This window comes from Paenibacillus sedimenti (genome assembly GCF_014534655.1).
In the GTDB taxonomy this organism is placed as follows: domain Bacteria; phylum Bacillota; class Bacilli; order Paenibacillales; family NBRC-103111; genus Paenibacillus_E; species Paenibacillus_E sedimenti.
Genome location: NZ_JACVVD010000013.1, coordinates 1 through 13,311, shown reverse-complemented (window position 1 = coordinate 13,311; position 13,311 = coordinate 1). Strand labels below are relative to the sequence as shown.

At 47.8% G+C, this 13,311-nt stretch carries 15 protein-coding genes and 1 pseudogene; 9 read left to right on the top strand and 7 right to left on the bottom strand.

All coding sequences use genetic code 11. The features are described from left to right. Positions 1 to 92: 92 nt before the first annotated feature. Entirely contained in the window at positions 93 to 764 is a 672-nt protein-coding gene (locus tag ICC18_RS27135; RefSeq protein ID WP_188177573.1) for a hypothetical protein, read from the bottom strand. A gap of 248 nt (positions 765 to 1,012) precedes the next feature. On the opposite strand from ICC18_RS27135, the gene ICC18_RS27130 reads away from it, so the two are divergent. Further along, complete coding sequence (locus ICC18_RS27130) at positions 1,013 to 2,242, top strand: multidrug effflux MFS transporter (RefSeq protein WP_188177675.1); 1,230 nt, start codon at positions 1,013 to 1,015, stop codon at positions 2,240 to 2,242. Between the two features lie 101 nt (positions 2,243 to 2,343). After that, positions 2,344 to 3,135: a hypothetical protein gene (locus ICC18_RS27125; RefSeq protein WP_188177572.1), complete on the top strand. Its 792-nt coding sequence runs from the start codon at positions 2,344 to 2,346 to the stop codon at positions 3,133 to 3,135. A 66-nt stretch (positions 3,136 to 3,201) separates the two neighbouring features. Here ICC18_RS27125 and ICC18_RS27120 read toward each other — a convergent pair whose 3' ends face one another. Next, positions 3,202 to 3,663: a GNAT family N-acetyltransferase gene (locus tag ICC18_RS27120; RefSeq protein ID WP_188177571.1), complete on the bottom strand. Its 462-nt coding sequence runs from the start codon at positions 3,661 to 3,663 to the stop codon at positions 3,202 to 3,204. A 173-nt stretch (positions 3,664 to 3,836) separates the two neighbouring features. Then, complete coding sequence (locus ICC18_RS27115; protein WP_282559213.1) at positions 3,837 to 4,790, bottom strand: DNA-3-methyladenine glycosylase family protein; 954 nt, start codon at positions 4,788 to 4,790, stop codon at positions 3,837 to 3,839. 179 nt (positions 4,791 to 4,969) lie between these two features. On the opposite strand from ICC18_RS27115, the gene ICC18_RS27110 reads away from it, so the two are divergent. The 3 genes from ICC18_RS27110 to ICC18_RS27100 are packed head-to-tail and all read left to right on the top strand — an operon-like array spanning position 4,970 to position 6,910. Further along, complete coding sequence (locus ICC18_RS27110; protein ID WP_188177570.1) at positions 4,970 to 5,527, top strand: bifunctional transcriptional activator/DNA repair enzyme AdaA; 558 nt, start codon at positions 4,970 to 4,972, stop codon at positions 5,525 to 5,527. Positions 5,528 to 5,550: 23 nt separating this feature from the next. Further along, the gene (locus tag ICC18_RS27105) at positions 5,551 to 6,138 is read left to right on the top strand and encodes a methylated-DNA--[protein]-cysteine S-methyltransferase (RefSeq protein WP_188177569.1); all 588 of its coding nucleotides are present in this window, start codon (positions 5,551 to 5,553) and stop codon (positions 6,136 to 6,138) included. Continuing rightward, positions 6,092 to 6,910 (top strand): SPL family radical SAM protein, encoded by an 819-nt coding sequence (locus ICC18_RS27100; RefSeq protein ID WP_188177568.1) that lies wholly within the window; start codon positions 6,092 to 6,094, stop codon positions 6,908 to 6,910. The genes ICC18_RS27105 and ICC18_RS27100 overlap by 47 nt, the downstream gene beginning before the upstream one ends. Positions 6,911 to 6,949: 39 nt before the next feature. On the opposite strand, the gene ICC18_RS27095 is transcribed toward ICC18_RS27100, so the two are convergent. Then, positions 6,950 to 7,885, bottom strand: a complete 936-nt coding sequence (locus tag ICC18_RS27095) for an AraC family transcriptional regulator (RefSeq protein WP_188177567.1) — start codon at positions 7,883 to 7,885, stop codon at positions 6,950 to 6,952. 209 nt (positions 7,886 to 8,094) lie between these two features. Here ICC18_RS27095 and ICC18_RS27090 point away from each other — a divergent pair, with 209 nt between their 5' ends. The 3 genes from ICC18_RS27090 to ICC18_RS27080 all read left to right on the top strand — a co-directional run bounded on the left by ICC18_RS27090 (position 8,095) and on the right by ICC18_RS27080 (position 10,182). Next, on the top strand, positions 8,095 to 8,832 hold the full coding sequence (locus tag ICC18_RS27090) for a ThuA domain-containing protein (protein ID WP_188177566.1): 738 nt from the start codon (positions 8,095 to 8,097) through the stop codon (positions 8,830 to 8,832). A 255-nt stretch (positions 8,833 to 9,087) separates the two neighbouring features. Further along, positions 9,088 to 9,483, top strand: a complete 396-nt coding sequence (locus tag ICC18_RS27085; RefSeq protein ID WP_188177565.1) for a hypothetical protein — start codon at positions 9,088 to 9,090, stop codon at positions 9,481 to 9,483. A 162-nt stretch (positions 9,484 to 9,645) separates the two neighbouring features. Then, on the top strand, positions 9,646 to 10,182 hold the full coding sequence (locus ICC18_RS27080) for a hypothetical protein (RefSeq protein WP_188177564.1): 537 nt from the start codon (positions 9,646 to 9,648) through the stop codon (positions 10,180 to 10,182). Here ICC18_RS27080 and ICC18_RS27075 read toward each other — a convergent pair. From ICC18_RS27075 to ICC18_RS27065, 3 genes and pseudogenes are all read right to left on the bottom strand, one after another. Beyond that, a pseudogene (locus ICC18_RS27075) lies at positions 10,176 to 10,424 on the bottom strand (YrdB family protein); the annotation flags it as partial. The gene ICC18_RS27080 and the pseudogene ICC18_RS27075 overlap by 7 nt on opposite strands. 74 nt (positions 10,425 to 10,498) lie before the next feature. Then, positions 10,499 to 11,050 (bottom strand): CGNR zinc finger domain-containing protein, encoded by a 552-nt coding sequence (locus tag ICC18_RS27070; protein ID WP_223192907.1) that lies wholly within the window; start codon positions 11,048 to 11,050, stop codon positions 10,499 to 10,501. 80 nt (positions 11,051 to 11,130) lie between these two features. Beyond that, entirely contained in the window at positions 11,131 to 11,868 is a 738-nt protein-coding gene (locus tag ICC18_RS27065; protein WP_188177561.1) for an MBL fold metallo-hydrolase, read from the bottom strand. Between the two features lie 266 nt (positions 11,869 to 12,134). Between ICC18_RS27065 and ICC18_RS27060 the strand changes: the two genes are divergently transcribed. Beyond that, entirely contained in the window at positions 12,135 to 12,875 is a 741-nt protein-coding gene (locus ICC18_RS27060; protein ID WP_188177560.1) for a YwmB family TATA-box binding protein, read from the top strand. The last annotated feature ends 436 nt before the right edge of the window (positions 12,876 to 13,311 follow it).

The window sequence follows — 13,311 nt, the reverse complement described above, 5'->3', positions numbered from 1 at the left end:
CGCTAGAAAAAAAAGGCACATTTTGCATGATTATTTCCGCAACAAAGCATATTATCACTTTCTCTGGGAGTATCCATCGCAGAAGAGTAGCTTCAATCGAAATAATCCAGCACGCCTCGAGCAAGCTCATATTGCACAATTTTGATGCCTTTGCCGCGGAGTACTGGGCGGAGCCAGCCTTTATCAACTAAGGAATGGAGCAGCCTGACTGCTGTGCGATGATGAACGCTGAAATGTTCCTCGACGTCTTTAGGGCGTATGGGTCTGGCTAGCTTGAGGTGCAGCCGCACGACCTCTTTCTCAGCAATAAGAGCAACGCTAGCGGGGGATGGAGAAGGTTGATAGCGACTCAACAGCATACGCAGCAACGTTATGCATAGCTCTGGACGGTAAGCCACATCATCATAAGCGAAGGAAACGACGCGATAGCCTAACGCCTGCAGGAATGTTTCGCGATTCAATTCGTCGCAGTAACGTTTGCGGTCCATATCCAGCACATGGGGGCCGTAACCTTTTATTTCCCAGATAAATTTTAAGTCGCCGGGTAAATAAGCAAAATCGCCAAAATACGGACGCCCTCGTAAATCTAGTACTTCGTATTCAGGGTGTAAATCATCAAAATGGCCGTAAAGCGGATACCATACCTGCTGTAAAAACAGCATTTCAGCATGCTGATGTCCGCGTTCCAGCCGACCTCTGCGTTCACCCGATCTCCGGTTTATATGAGATTGGATGAAGACTTGATGCGCTTCCTGATAGCTCATATCACTCAACTCCTACGTATAAAAATAACAAAACGTCCCTAACTCATCGGCAAGATGAATAGGGACGTTCTTCGTCGTTTCACTCATTATAGCGGAAGGGAGCCCCATCTGACTAGTAGCTTTTACCCACGCACAACTTCATCTAGACAAAAACTTGGGGCCGGTGTTAGCCTAGATGTAATAATTGTCGTAACAACTAATTGGAAGAATGACATGGCCTAATACATAACAGAAAGACAGTGATGCACATGAAAAATAGCAACAGCGCCGCTCCCGAAGCGAGCACTTCACTAAGCCGTTCACGCCGACTATGGATCGCCATGGTGCTCGGTTCGCTGGCCGCTTTCGGTCCGCTATCGCTCGATATGTACTTGCCTGCGCTGCCCATCCTGGCCCAAGACCTTCACACAACAACCTCGCTGGCGCAAATGAGCCTTACCGCCTGTATGCTCGGCCTATCGCTCGGTCAGCTCGCAGCCGGTTCCATCAGCGATGTGCGGGGGCGACGAATCCCCTTGCTGATCGGACTCGTCATCTATGCGATTTCCTCGCTGCTCTGCGTGTTCTCGTCCTCCATCTGGATGTTCCTTGGCTTGCGCTTCATCCAAGGGCTTGCCGGCGCAGCGGGCATTGTGATCTCGCGGGCGATCGTCCGAGACTTGTATTCCGGCGTGGAGCTGACCAAGTTTTTCGCGCTTCTGATGCTGGTGAACGGTGCGGCGCCGATTCTGGCGCCAATTGTAGGCGGGCAAATCTTGCAGGTGACGACATGGCACGGCGTCTTCGTCGTATTAAGTCTGATCGGCGTCATCATGCTATTCGCTGTCGTACTCGGGCTTAAAGAAACACTGCCTGCCGAGCGTCGGCTTAAAGGCGGGCTTAGTAACACGCTCAAGACATTCCGGGGTCTGCTGACGGACCGGATGTTCATGGGTTATGCGCTAACGCAGGGACTCGTATTCGCCGCCATGTTCGCGTACATATCCGGGTCGCCGTTCGTGCTGCAGGACATTTTCGGAGTCTCGCCTCAGATGTACAGCGTGTGCTTTGCAGTTAACGGAATTGGCATCATTATCGCCAGCCAAATCGCCGGCAAACTGGCGGGCAGAGTGAGCGAGCGCCGAATTCTCGTCGCAGGTCTCGCAATCGCCGCTTTCGGAGGGCTTCTGCTGCTCGCAGCAACGCTTACAGGCGGCGGGTTATCTGTGATCCTTCCGGCCTTCTTTTTCATCGTCTCAAGTGTAGGTCTAGTGTCCACGGCCACCTCATCGCTCGCTCTGCAAAGCCAAGGCAAATCAGCAGGCAGCGCTGCCGCATTGCTGGGCTTGCTTTCTTTTATCGTAGGAGGCATTGTCGCCCCGCTTGTCGGCATCGGAGGCAGCCAAACCGCGGTTCCGCTTGGTATTGTGATCGCCCTGATGGAAGTAGGCGCTATTCTTTGCTTCATCCTCATGACACGCGGACATAAACCGGATTAAGGATAAATTTATGTAACGTTAAGCTGGCCTTCAAAGTTTTTTCACAATTGCTGCCTATACTGAAACTGTGTAAAAACAATCCATAATAAAGGTGGAATTGCATGATGAAGGCCCTTCACAAAAAAATTCTTACGGGTACGCTGGCGGCGGGCGTATTGATCGGAGGCGGACTTGTTCTGCAGTATAATCAGGTGTTCGCCAATGAGACAAGCGCAGCAACACCCGCACCAACTTCTGTTATACATAAAGATAAAATTCACAAAGGCTTTGAAAAATTTCATGGCGGATTTGAGTTCGGCAAAGGCGGCATGGATTTAGCTGCAATCCTGGGGATTGACCAGGCTGCGTTGAAGGAAGAGATCAAACAAGGGAAGACGCCAGCTCAGATCGCCCAGGAAAAGGCCGGATTGACGGAAGAGGCGCTGCTTCAAAAGCTGACCGCAGCCCATACGAAAAAGATTGATGAAGCGCTCAGCGCCGGCAAAATCACGCAGGAGCAAGCTGATAAGCATAAGGCCGGTTTGGCGGAACGTCTGAAAAAAATGATCGAGGCTAAACCGAAAGTCGGGGATTTCCATGGTAAACCGCAGCATCGGAGCGGTACCCTGGGTCATGGAGCACGGGGGAATCACGAAGCCATAGCTAACATTCTTGGCATCACCGAAGAGGAGCTGGCCACACAGCAAAAAGCCGGGAAATCCCTCGCGGAAATCGCCCAAGAGAAGGGGATTACGGAAGATCAACTGATCGCCAAATTGAAGGATAGTATGGCCGACGAGTTGAAGCAATTCGTTCAGCGCAAAGGTGGTTCGCATCTGGGTGGAGCGAAGCTAAGAGCGAAGGCGGACTCGAGCCAAGCGGCTGCTACGCCAGCACCGATTGCCACGCCATGACAATGATAAAAAGGTTGTCCCGACCGGTCTTATACAGACCTAGGGGCAACCTTTTTGCGTGTTCGTTTACGCAAGCTTTTTCTCATACAAAACAACGTTAAAACCGTCGATAATTGCCGGGCCTTGCTGCTTGTATCCATTTTTCTCGAAAAGTTTTTGAGCTCCGTATTGATTCGAAAGTGTATCGAGGATGAGATGCTGGATGCCGAGTTCTTGGGCTCTTAGCTCTAATTTGGATAAAATCAATTGACCATAGCCTTTTTTCTGGAAGCTGGGATGGACACGGAGCCGTTTGATTTCCGCTTTTCCCTCCGAGATAATCTTCAATCCTCCCATGGCAAACACAACGCCATTATCGCCGATACCTACAAGAAATTCTCCGCCTGTATGTAAGTATTGCTCGGGAATGTTAAGGATATCGTGGTAATGCTGATGGGTGGGCTCTACATTCGCCTCGGAAATGACTAATAAGTGAATTCTCCAGACATCGTCATGATCGAGCGGGGAATAACGCCGGATTTGTATCATAAGTATTGTCCTCCTCTATTTTCCTATTGTTCACGACCTTCTCTCTATCTAAATGTAATATAATCTAACTCAACGCGATTAACAAATAACGATTATTTATAAAAACATGCCGAAAATCATATAAATTACGAAATAAATATAACATGGACATAACATATTGTTGCGCCAAATGATTAATAAAGAATCCTCCACAAATAAAAAGTAGCATAAGCCTCCCATCCCGACCACTTAGCAGCAAGCTGCCGAATTTCCTCCAGCGATGGCTTGTCTTCCAGCCCCATCGCATGCTTTAGCGCATTATGCAGTCCGACATCGGCTATCGGAAAGGCAGCGGGATCCCGCAAACAGCGCATCAGTACATAATTAGCGGTCCAAGGACCTATGCCTCGAATGCGCACTAATTCTTTTTCCATGGCCTGGAGATCATGCAGAGCAAGTAATTTCTCTTTGGTAAGCGTACCCTCTGCCATCAATTTAGCAACGCCGATGAGATATTCCGCTTTTTTTTCTGTAAATTGCAGCGCCGTTAAGTCTTCAGGGGTAAGCTCTGCAATACGCTCGGGCGTAGGGAATGACCAATAAGTCCGGCCCTCCCATTCCAGTCGGGTGCCGAAGGCTTCGACAAGGCGTCTTTTTAACGTGTAAGCAAAAGTCAGATTAATCTGCTGCCCGATAATTCCCCAGCTCATCGCTTCAAACAAATCCGGAATGCCCATAAGACGTAGTCCGTAGAAGCTCTTCGTTACTTGACTGAGCAGCCGGTCGTTTGCTGCGAGCGCATAGAATGGGGTCAGGTCTCTGCCCAGATCGAACCATTCCCACACATAGCGTGCTACTGCGTCAAGCAGGTCGTCGGTTGTATCGCCCACATCCTCCATATTCACAAAGCGGATACACAGCACCCGATTATCCTCACTGTTGATAGCGATCAGCACGTCTTTATCCACAATCCGCAGCAGTTTATAGATATAGGAGTTATCCACATGGAATAGGCATTCATTGGTGGAGCGGGAGAGATAAACTAGATTTTGCTCGTAGCTAAATGGCTTGGGAAGCTGCAAAGTCAGGCAGCGTGTCCGCTCGTGCCACTCGATCATAGAAAGGTCAAAAAGGTGTTGATCCTGCATCTTTGATTCTCCTTTATTCCATTTTTTCATGCGTTGGTACAAAGAATCTTTCCTTCATTATCGCTGAAATGGACTTTCGTATTCTTGCTTTCTCATTCCCGATCTCTTACAAGTGCGTTCTTGTTTGGGTATACTGAGGGTGTAGAAAGACGACGGGTTGATAGGAAGGAGAGCAGAAAATGACAGGTGAGTTTTGGAAAGCCATTGTCGAAAATGATTCCCGATATGACGGCAAGTTTTTTTATGCGGTGAAAACAACAGGCATTTTCTGCAGGCCATCGTGCAAATCCAAGCTTCCGAACAAAGAGCATGTTCGCATCTTCGTGAATAAGCAGGATGCCATATCTGCAAGCTACCGCCCTTGCAAAAGATGCCGTCCCGATGGAGCGAGATTGCCTGACGAGGAATGGGTGCAGCACATCACGCAGCATATCGAAGAGAATTATGCAGAGCCGTTGACGCTAGCTGTTCTGGCAGATCATTTTTATGCTAGTGTCTATCATCTGCAGCGCACTTTCAAGCGTTTAATGGGCTTCACACCGCTAACGTATCTCCAACAACTTCGAATCGACGCTGCAAAACAGCTTCTTACAGAGACAGACTTGGCGATGAATGCCATTGCCATTCAGGTAGGGATACCCAGCGCAGCCCATTTTGCTACATTATTTCAGAAAAAAACCGGTTTGACCCCAACGGAGTTCCGCCATGCGTATGGGCGTGCGGGTCAGACACGATAACCATAACCGAGGAGGGATGGAGAATGCAAACCAGAACACAAAACCCTATCTACTGGACGGTTGTCCATGTGGATATATGGGATTTGCTCCTGGCGGCATCGGATCAGGGATTATGTTACCTGCAGTTTTTGAACAGTTCACCGGCCCAATATATGGAGGATGAGGTATGGTCGGATCTGCTGAAATGGATACGAAAGTATGCTCCAGGGCATGAATTGGTGCGCGATCAGGATTTTCTAGAGCCTTATATTGTGCAAATCAAGGAGTACTTAAGCGGACAGCGCCCCGTATTCACCCTTTCTCTGGATCTAAGAGGTACACCATTTCAAATGACGATCTGGCAGGCGCTTCAAAGTATTCCTCACGGGCAAACCAGCAGTTACTCGGAAATCGCTCACAAGCTGGATAAAATCAAAGCCGTACGCGCCGTAGGCACTGCGATTGGCGCAAATCCGGTTTTGATTGTCGTTCCATGTCACCGCGTCCTAGGGAAGAATGGTTCACTAACCGGTTACAGAGGCGGACTGCAGAATAAAGAGAGCTTGCTATCATTGGAGGGACGTCGTGCAGCCAAAAGTAACGAGAAAGTCGGCCAAGCAGCTATTAAATAAGGCCAGCGGCTTTCTTCAAGGTTATACGCATACGTTAAATCCTTACTCAGGCTGTGCGTTCGCGTGCTCGTATTGTTATGTGCGGCAGATGCCGGTGGCGCTGTTTCATGATGGGGAATGGGGAGGCTGGGTTGATGTAAAAGAAAACGCAGCTGCTCTATTGGAACGCGAGCTGGTCAAAGCAAAGCGCAAAGGACCCGTGACGATCTTCATGTCATCGAGCACGGATCCTTATCAACCTATGGAGTACGCGGAGCGGCTTACCCGCTCGCTTCTGGAAGTCATGGCGGCGCAACCGCCTGACTTTTTGTTCGTGCAGACGCGCAGTCCGCTCGTTACGCGCGATATGGATTTGCTGGAGCTGCTCGGACCGCGCGTGCGAGTCAGCATGACGGTAGAGACGGACCGCGAGGACGTCCGCCGGGCGTTCACCCCGGCCGCGCCGCCGATACCGGCGCGTCTTCGGGCACTGCGCGAGCTTACCGCTCGCGGCATTCCGGTGCAGGCCACGATTGCGCCTGTGCTGCCCTGCTCGGAGCAGTTCGCCGAGCGGCTGGCCGGCATCGTGGATCGGGTGTGCATCGACGACTATTTCATGGGCGATGGCAGCAAAGGCAAGCGCACGGAACGCATCGGCGTGCGCTCGATCTATGACGCGCTAGGGCTGAGCGACTGGTACAGTCGTGATGCGTACGCGCGCGTGCACGAACAGCTCCTGCGGTATTTTCCGCAGGAGCGGGTGTTTGTGAGCCAGCAAGGGTTCTTACCTTGATGGCTTACGGATCTTTGCACGCCGCTTTCCTGAGGCGCGTTAATCCGCCTGCGCAAGCACAGGCGCCAAGCTTGTCTGACTTCGCATGCGCTGCTTGAACTCTTTGGGCGAGCACTGATTGTGGCGCTTGAACAGCTTATAGAACTGCGCCATGTTCAGAATGCCCACCTCAAAGCTAACTTCCATAATGCTGAGGTCTCCGGTGAGAAGGAGGCGCTCAGCTTTTTTGATCCGCTTGTAATTCACGTAATCGACGAAAGACATGCCCATCACTTTTTTAAAATACTTAATGAAGTAGTGGTAGCTCAGATTCAGTAAGCTGCATACGTCTTCCACCGCGATTTTGTCGCTGAGATGCAGATCCACATAATCGAGCGCCGGACGCAGCCGGGAAAGTCCGGTCTCTTCGGCTAATGCCGATAAATCACGATTGTCGTTACGGAGCATAAGCAGCAATAAATTCTTGATCGCTGCGCTAATGGCCAGCTCATACCCTAGCTTTCGGGATTGTGATTCCTCGTAAATATCCATAATGAGACCGTATGCAGCATGCTTGACCGGCTCATTCCCGCGAAACAGCTCGTTAAATTGCTCAAGCGGGTGGGTCAGCTCCGAGAAGCAATGCAGGTAAGGCATCGTCCCCAGGTCAAAATGCTGAGTCAAGTCAATTTGGAATACGATTTGTCTAAGCGGCTCGATCGAGTGTTTATGCGTGCGGTGCGGTTGGGAGGAGCCGAGAACCATGACATCGCCGGGTTCCATCACGGTGTAGTTGTCCTTGGTTTGAATGCCGAGGCGACCCTCTATCACGACGAGAAATTCAACCTGCTTGTGATAATGCCAATACCAAGGATCGTGGATGCCGCAAGTCGGGGCGTCAATACTTATTTCCCATATTTTCAAAAAAAGCAGAGGGTTCTGATAAATGACTTCTTCATTAACGATTTCGGTAGAAGAGCTGTGTAAAGCATCCATAGAAGCGTATACCTCGCTATCGGAAAGGACATTTTTGAATAAATGATATCTGCATCCGAGTAAGATCTATCAACAATAAGTATAACACTGTTCGAATGTGAAGGACACTTTCGAATAAGAAGTGGGCAGGATCATGCATTTTTTTTTGCAGGGGAAGTGACTATACTCGAGGTATAAATGAATACGCTCTTATTTGGAGGGAAACGAACATGAGTCAGAAGCTTAGAGTTACTGTATGGAATGAATTCCGTCATGAAAAAGAAAGCGAAATCGTACGCGCCGCTTATCCGCAAGGCATCCATACTGCCATCGGCGAGGGCTTGGATGGTGCCGTTGAAGTTACTTATGCGATATTGGATGACGCTGAGCACGGTCTGACCGAAGAAGTGTTGAATAACACCGATGTTTTAATCTGGTGGGGACATAAAGCACACGACGAAGTGCAGGATGAGATCGTAAATCGTGTTCAACAACGCGTACTGCATGGCATGGGGCTTATCGTGCTGCACTCCGGACATTTCTCCAAAGTGTTCAAAAAACTGATGGGCACGTCCTGCGACCTCAAATGGCGCGAAGCCGACGAGAAAGAGCGCATCTGGGTCGTATCCCCAGGCCATCCGATCGTAGAAGGCATTGGCGAATACATCGAGCTGGAAGCCGAGGAAATGTACGGCGAGCACTTCGACATTCCTCAGCCGGATGAGCTGATCATGGTGAGCTGGTTCGAAGGCGGCGAAGTATTCCGCAGCGGCTGTACATTCACGCGCGGTCAAGGCAAAATCTTCTACTTCCGTCCGGGACACGAGACATACCGCACTTACTACAATGAGCAAGTCCGTCGTGTGATCAGCAACGCTGTGCATTGGGCTGCTCCTTCTACGCGCGAGTATCCGAAGTACGGCAATCACAAGCCGCTTGAAGAGATTAAAGCGAAAGTAAAAGCTTAAGCCGGACCTTACGGATAAACAAAAAAAGTGGTTGAGTACCGATAGTTCAGACTATCGTGCTCAACCGCTTTTTCGTCTGCCTGGCTAGGCGATGGCTTCCTTCCGATCGGCATCGTCATCAGTCTCCGCCGGCTCCAGATAGAACGCAACGCTTCGTAACATTATGGGAAATTATGTGTAGAACGGTTCTTAATCACTCATTTCTTGTACCTTCAGGAAAATAATGTTAAAATTTAGAAGGAGGGGAGTGGAAGGATGAGCAAAAAGACACTAGGTCTGTTTTTTCTTGCCGTTAATTTATTGATCAGCACTACTGCAAGTGCGAATGAGATTGAGTTTACCAATCAAGATTCTGCTAATTGGGATTACCCGTCTGAAGGAGAATTTAAAACATCAAGGTTAAAAGATAAGTTCTTATCCTCTACCGCGAATATCAAATGGAGTTCTGACCAAATTAACTTTACGAATCGGCAATTTTTTGTCCCTGCTCTGAAATTCGTTTCAGACCGGTCTGATGCATTGCAGCCTAGACTCATGCTGACAGATTTACCAGGTGCCAAATTTAATAGAAAGCTGATCGATGACGACAGGGGGATTGAGACTAAGGTTACGGTGCTGGACGCCTCCAAACTTCAGTCAGATAAATCTTAGACGTTCTTTACGGCATGGGAATTCATCGGTCAGCAGCAAGATAATCCTAATGTTTCATTACAGTCCTTGCAGCGATTCGCTCAACCGGGGGATGGAAGTGTCAATGATTTGATATCGCCTGCAGATCAGATTGTGAGTGCCGATTGGAAGCAAGCCGCTATAATGGAATCTCGTGTAAATTATCCGGTTGTTCCTTTCGACAGTGAAAATTTAAACGGCCGAGCGGAGTCGTTGCTGACCAAAAATAAAAAAGTAAAAAGCTACGCAAGTATTCAGACCAAAGAGCAGCTGGAAACCTATAAAAAAGATGCGGCACTTTTATTGAAAACAGCCCCTTCCGATTCGCAAATTCCTTTTGCGGTTACTTTTAATAAGCCGTTTTCGGCCGTGAGTCTCATGCGTCTGGAGAAAGAATACGATCTTACGATAACTCAACAGTACGCGGAGGCGAAAACAGAGAAGGGAGAGACCTTCACCGTAAGCTGGTTTGATAGGGATGCCCATGTTTTGACGATGCTTAACATGGTGCTTGCAAACAGGTTTGTATCTTTTGACGTAACCGAAATAGAAGGACTTGCCACTGGAACCAACTTGCAAAGGTTGAGCGATTTCGATGCAACGGATGTTATCGATATTGGCGCTAACGATCAGCTGCCTACTGGTATTTACGCAATAAATAAACGTCTGTCCAATCAATGAAAAAAAGCCCATCTGCCACCGCGATTCCAGCGAATGGTTAGGTGGGTTTCTTGTTGCGGCTTTTGGCCAGATACATGAAGTACAGCAAATGCACTCGCAAAAATTGCGAGTTCGACGACCAGCCGATACGGTTCGGCAATGACGACGGATGCTTTAGGAGCAACGAACATGCCCCAAAGGACCGCTGCTATCAACAGGGCACCCATGCCCAATGCGCTCTTCATCAGCACGCCTTTGCCAACATGAAATCCCCATTATAAAAAAAGCCTAATCCGGCAGCGGCTATTTGCAATTGCGCTGCGCGATTAGGCTTTTTTCAAAGCATTGACTTCTTCAGTTTCTTCTTTGCGTAAAACTCGGCTGCTTTATGGCGGTTTCCGCAAGCTTCCATACTGCACCATCGTCTTTTGCCGCTTTTGGATGTATCGACGAAATGAAGGATGCAGTCTTCATGTTCGCATTTTCGAATTCGATCGGGCGTGTAAGTATCTAAAGTATCGAAGATTGAACGAATGATCATGTACAGCATATGATCAACCGCACTCTTTCCTTCATAATTAAGGGTGAACTTCCCTTCAGAAACCGTTGCATGAATTTGGATGGATAAGCTCTGAGCGCGTGCTTTCAACTTAATAAATGTCTCCGCTGCAAGCTCATTGCCCATATCAAGATCGATTAGAATCTCTTTGCAAAGGTCACGAAGAGAAGCAAGTTCAACACGAACTTCAAGAAGGGTTTCTGCTCCTAAAACATCATATGGTTCGCGAATCAACTGATTAGCGTGCAGCCATTGCAGGGTCGATGCAGAATCAGTCAGAGCATCATGTTTTTCTTTATTTTGCAGGTAAAGGGTATTGACCAAGTTCAACCATGTACTTCCGCCTAAGAGGTAAGGGGGAGTGTCCAATGCAGATCAACTCCTGATTTTCTATGAAGATGGGATTATTTTCATAGTGTAATGCTTTCCTTCGTGTTTAACAATGTCAGGTTGACTCTATCTTGCGCGGCCGCTTGTAGACGATCGAACAAATCTGGCGTTTGGCGGTAAATAGGCGGATGATGAATCACGCCATAATGAATAGGAATCCAAGTGCCAGCCCCCAAAATAACCGCGGCCGACGCTGCTTGCTCCGGCGTTAAGGAGATCGGCTGTCCGCTGGGTGTCATGCCCGGTAATTCGAGAACTGCGCCGTTGACCGGCAAGCAGACCGCATCAAAAGGCCCGTATGATTTGGCTATTCTCCACCAGTATCCATGCCATAGAGTGTCTCCGCAATGGATCATTTTTTTATCGCCGCCCTGTACGATCCATGCGATTTGAGGGTCGCCTATACCATCTACGGAGTAGGTGGCTGTTGCCGTTAGAGCTCCCACTTGGATTGTTTGGCCGATGCTGACTCCGTTTACGTTAGTCAATTTGGTTTCACCTATGATCTCCAAAGATTCTGAAGGCATATGTACAGGGATATCCTTGCCATAAAACATCGCTAATGCTTCGGGATCAAAATGATCTCCATGGTGGTGAGTAATCAATACAGCATCGATGGCTCCCAAATCGCTAAGCGGCACCATCGGTTCATGTGGTTGACCAAACTTGCTTGGAAAATGAAACAATGGATCAATTACGATGCTTGTCGTTTCGAATTGTACGCGAATACCAGCCCAAGGAAGCTTTTGAATGTTCATGGACATCATTCCTTTCAGTTACTATAACCTTTAAAATTAATATTAGTGGTTATAAACTCAATATACATGCAAATGCATAACCTGTAAATATAAATTTTAAAGGTTATACATATCTATATCTCATTCTCTTTGCTTTTTTTAAAACATACGATCCCCGAAGACACGGAAACTGTGACTCCCTTATGAGGCAGTTTAACAATTACTAGATTTGGGCATCCTTTTTACTAGAGTTGAAGATTTCTATCTAATGAGAGGTGCTGTTTTATATGCAAAAGTTTTGGCTCTTATCTATAATATGGATTTCAATCACAGGTATTATTTTTGGGTGGGTCCGTCATGTCGATGCTCGGGGTGGGGAAGATACGCCGCGGCTTTTAAACAGCATAAAGCCTTATATGGTGAATGAATATCAGATCACCTTGAAGTATACAGGGTATTACGGCACATGCGGCGGAACTGAGGAACAGTTGCTGCAAGCAGGTAAGAGATTATCAGAAGCTTTTGGGCTTCCTCGGGCGGAAACGTTGAGCGAAACAAATTCACATTCTATATATAAGGAAAAAGTAGAGGTTGTACCTGGTACAGTCGCCACACTAACGGTTGCAAGTCCGCAAGGGCAATCCGCATGCTATATGATACTGCAACTGGATGCATCTCAGGCATCGGATCCGGCCAAATTGGTCAAATGGCAAGAGGAAAAAGGGAATCGACTTGCGGATTTAGGAATTAAAGGCGAATGGAATATCATGGTCCAAGGTTATGTATTATCTGGTCAAACAAACACGGTGGAACTAATAGAATCATTAGTACAAGAATATAGAGGCAAAATCGTGGAAAGCTATACCGATACCAAAACGGTAAGTGTGTCGCTTGCTGCGGATCAGTTCCATTCTTCTATTAAAAGCGGTAATCAAACCGTAAATTTGCAAATAGCTCTTCATCAGGAATCTACAACAGGTTTATGGCGTTTAACTGCGGGCACCCCGATTATTACAATTGAATATTAAATCTACACGTTAGGATGCAGAACAATCGGAACAGTTGGAATTGTAGAACATTTATAAAAGGTATTGAAATTGTTTTTGGATCGTGGTACATTATCTCTCGTTGCTCCGAACGAGTACATGATCGCTAGAGAATAGGATTTGCATTCGATCAGCAACATATGCTATGATGTGATCTCGCAGAAGTCGACAAAAAATTCCAAGAAAAAACAGCTTGCAATTGATGTCGAAACTGTGGTACATTGTAAATCCGGCCGCGAGAGCGAGTCGGAAAACGAAAGAAATTGTTCTTTGAAAACTGAACAACGAGTGAAGAAGCAAGTCGAGCAATCGACTCTAAACTTTAAGAGATTAACAATCTCGTCAGCTTTAAATGAGCTATTCAGATTCATCCTTTTTGGAGAGTTTGATCCTGGCTCAGGACGAACGCTGGCGGCGT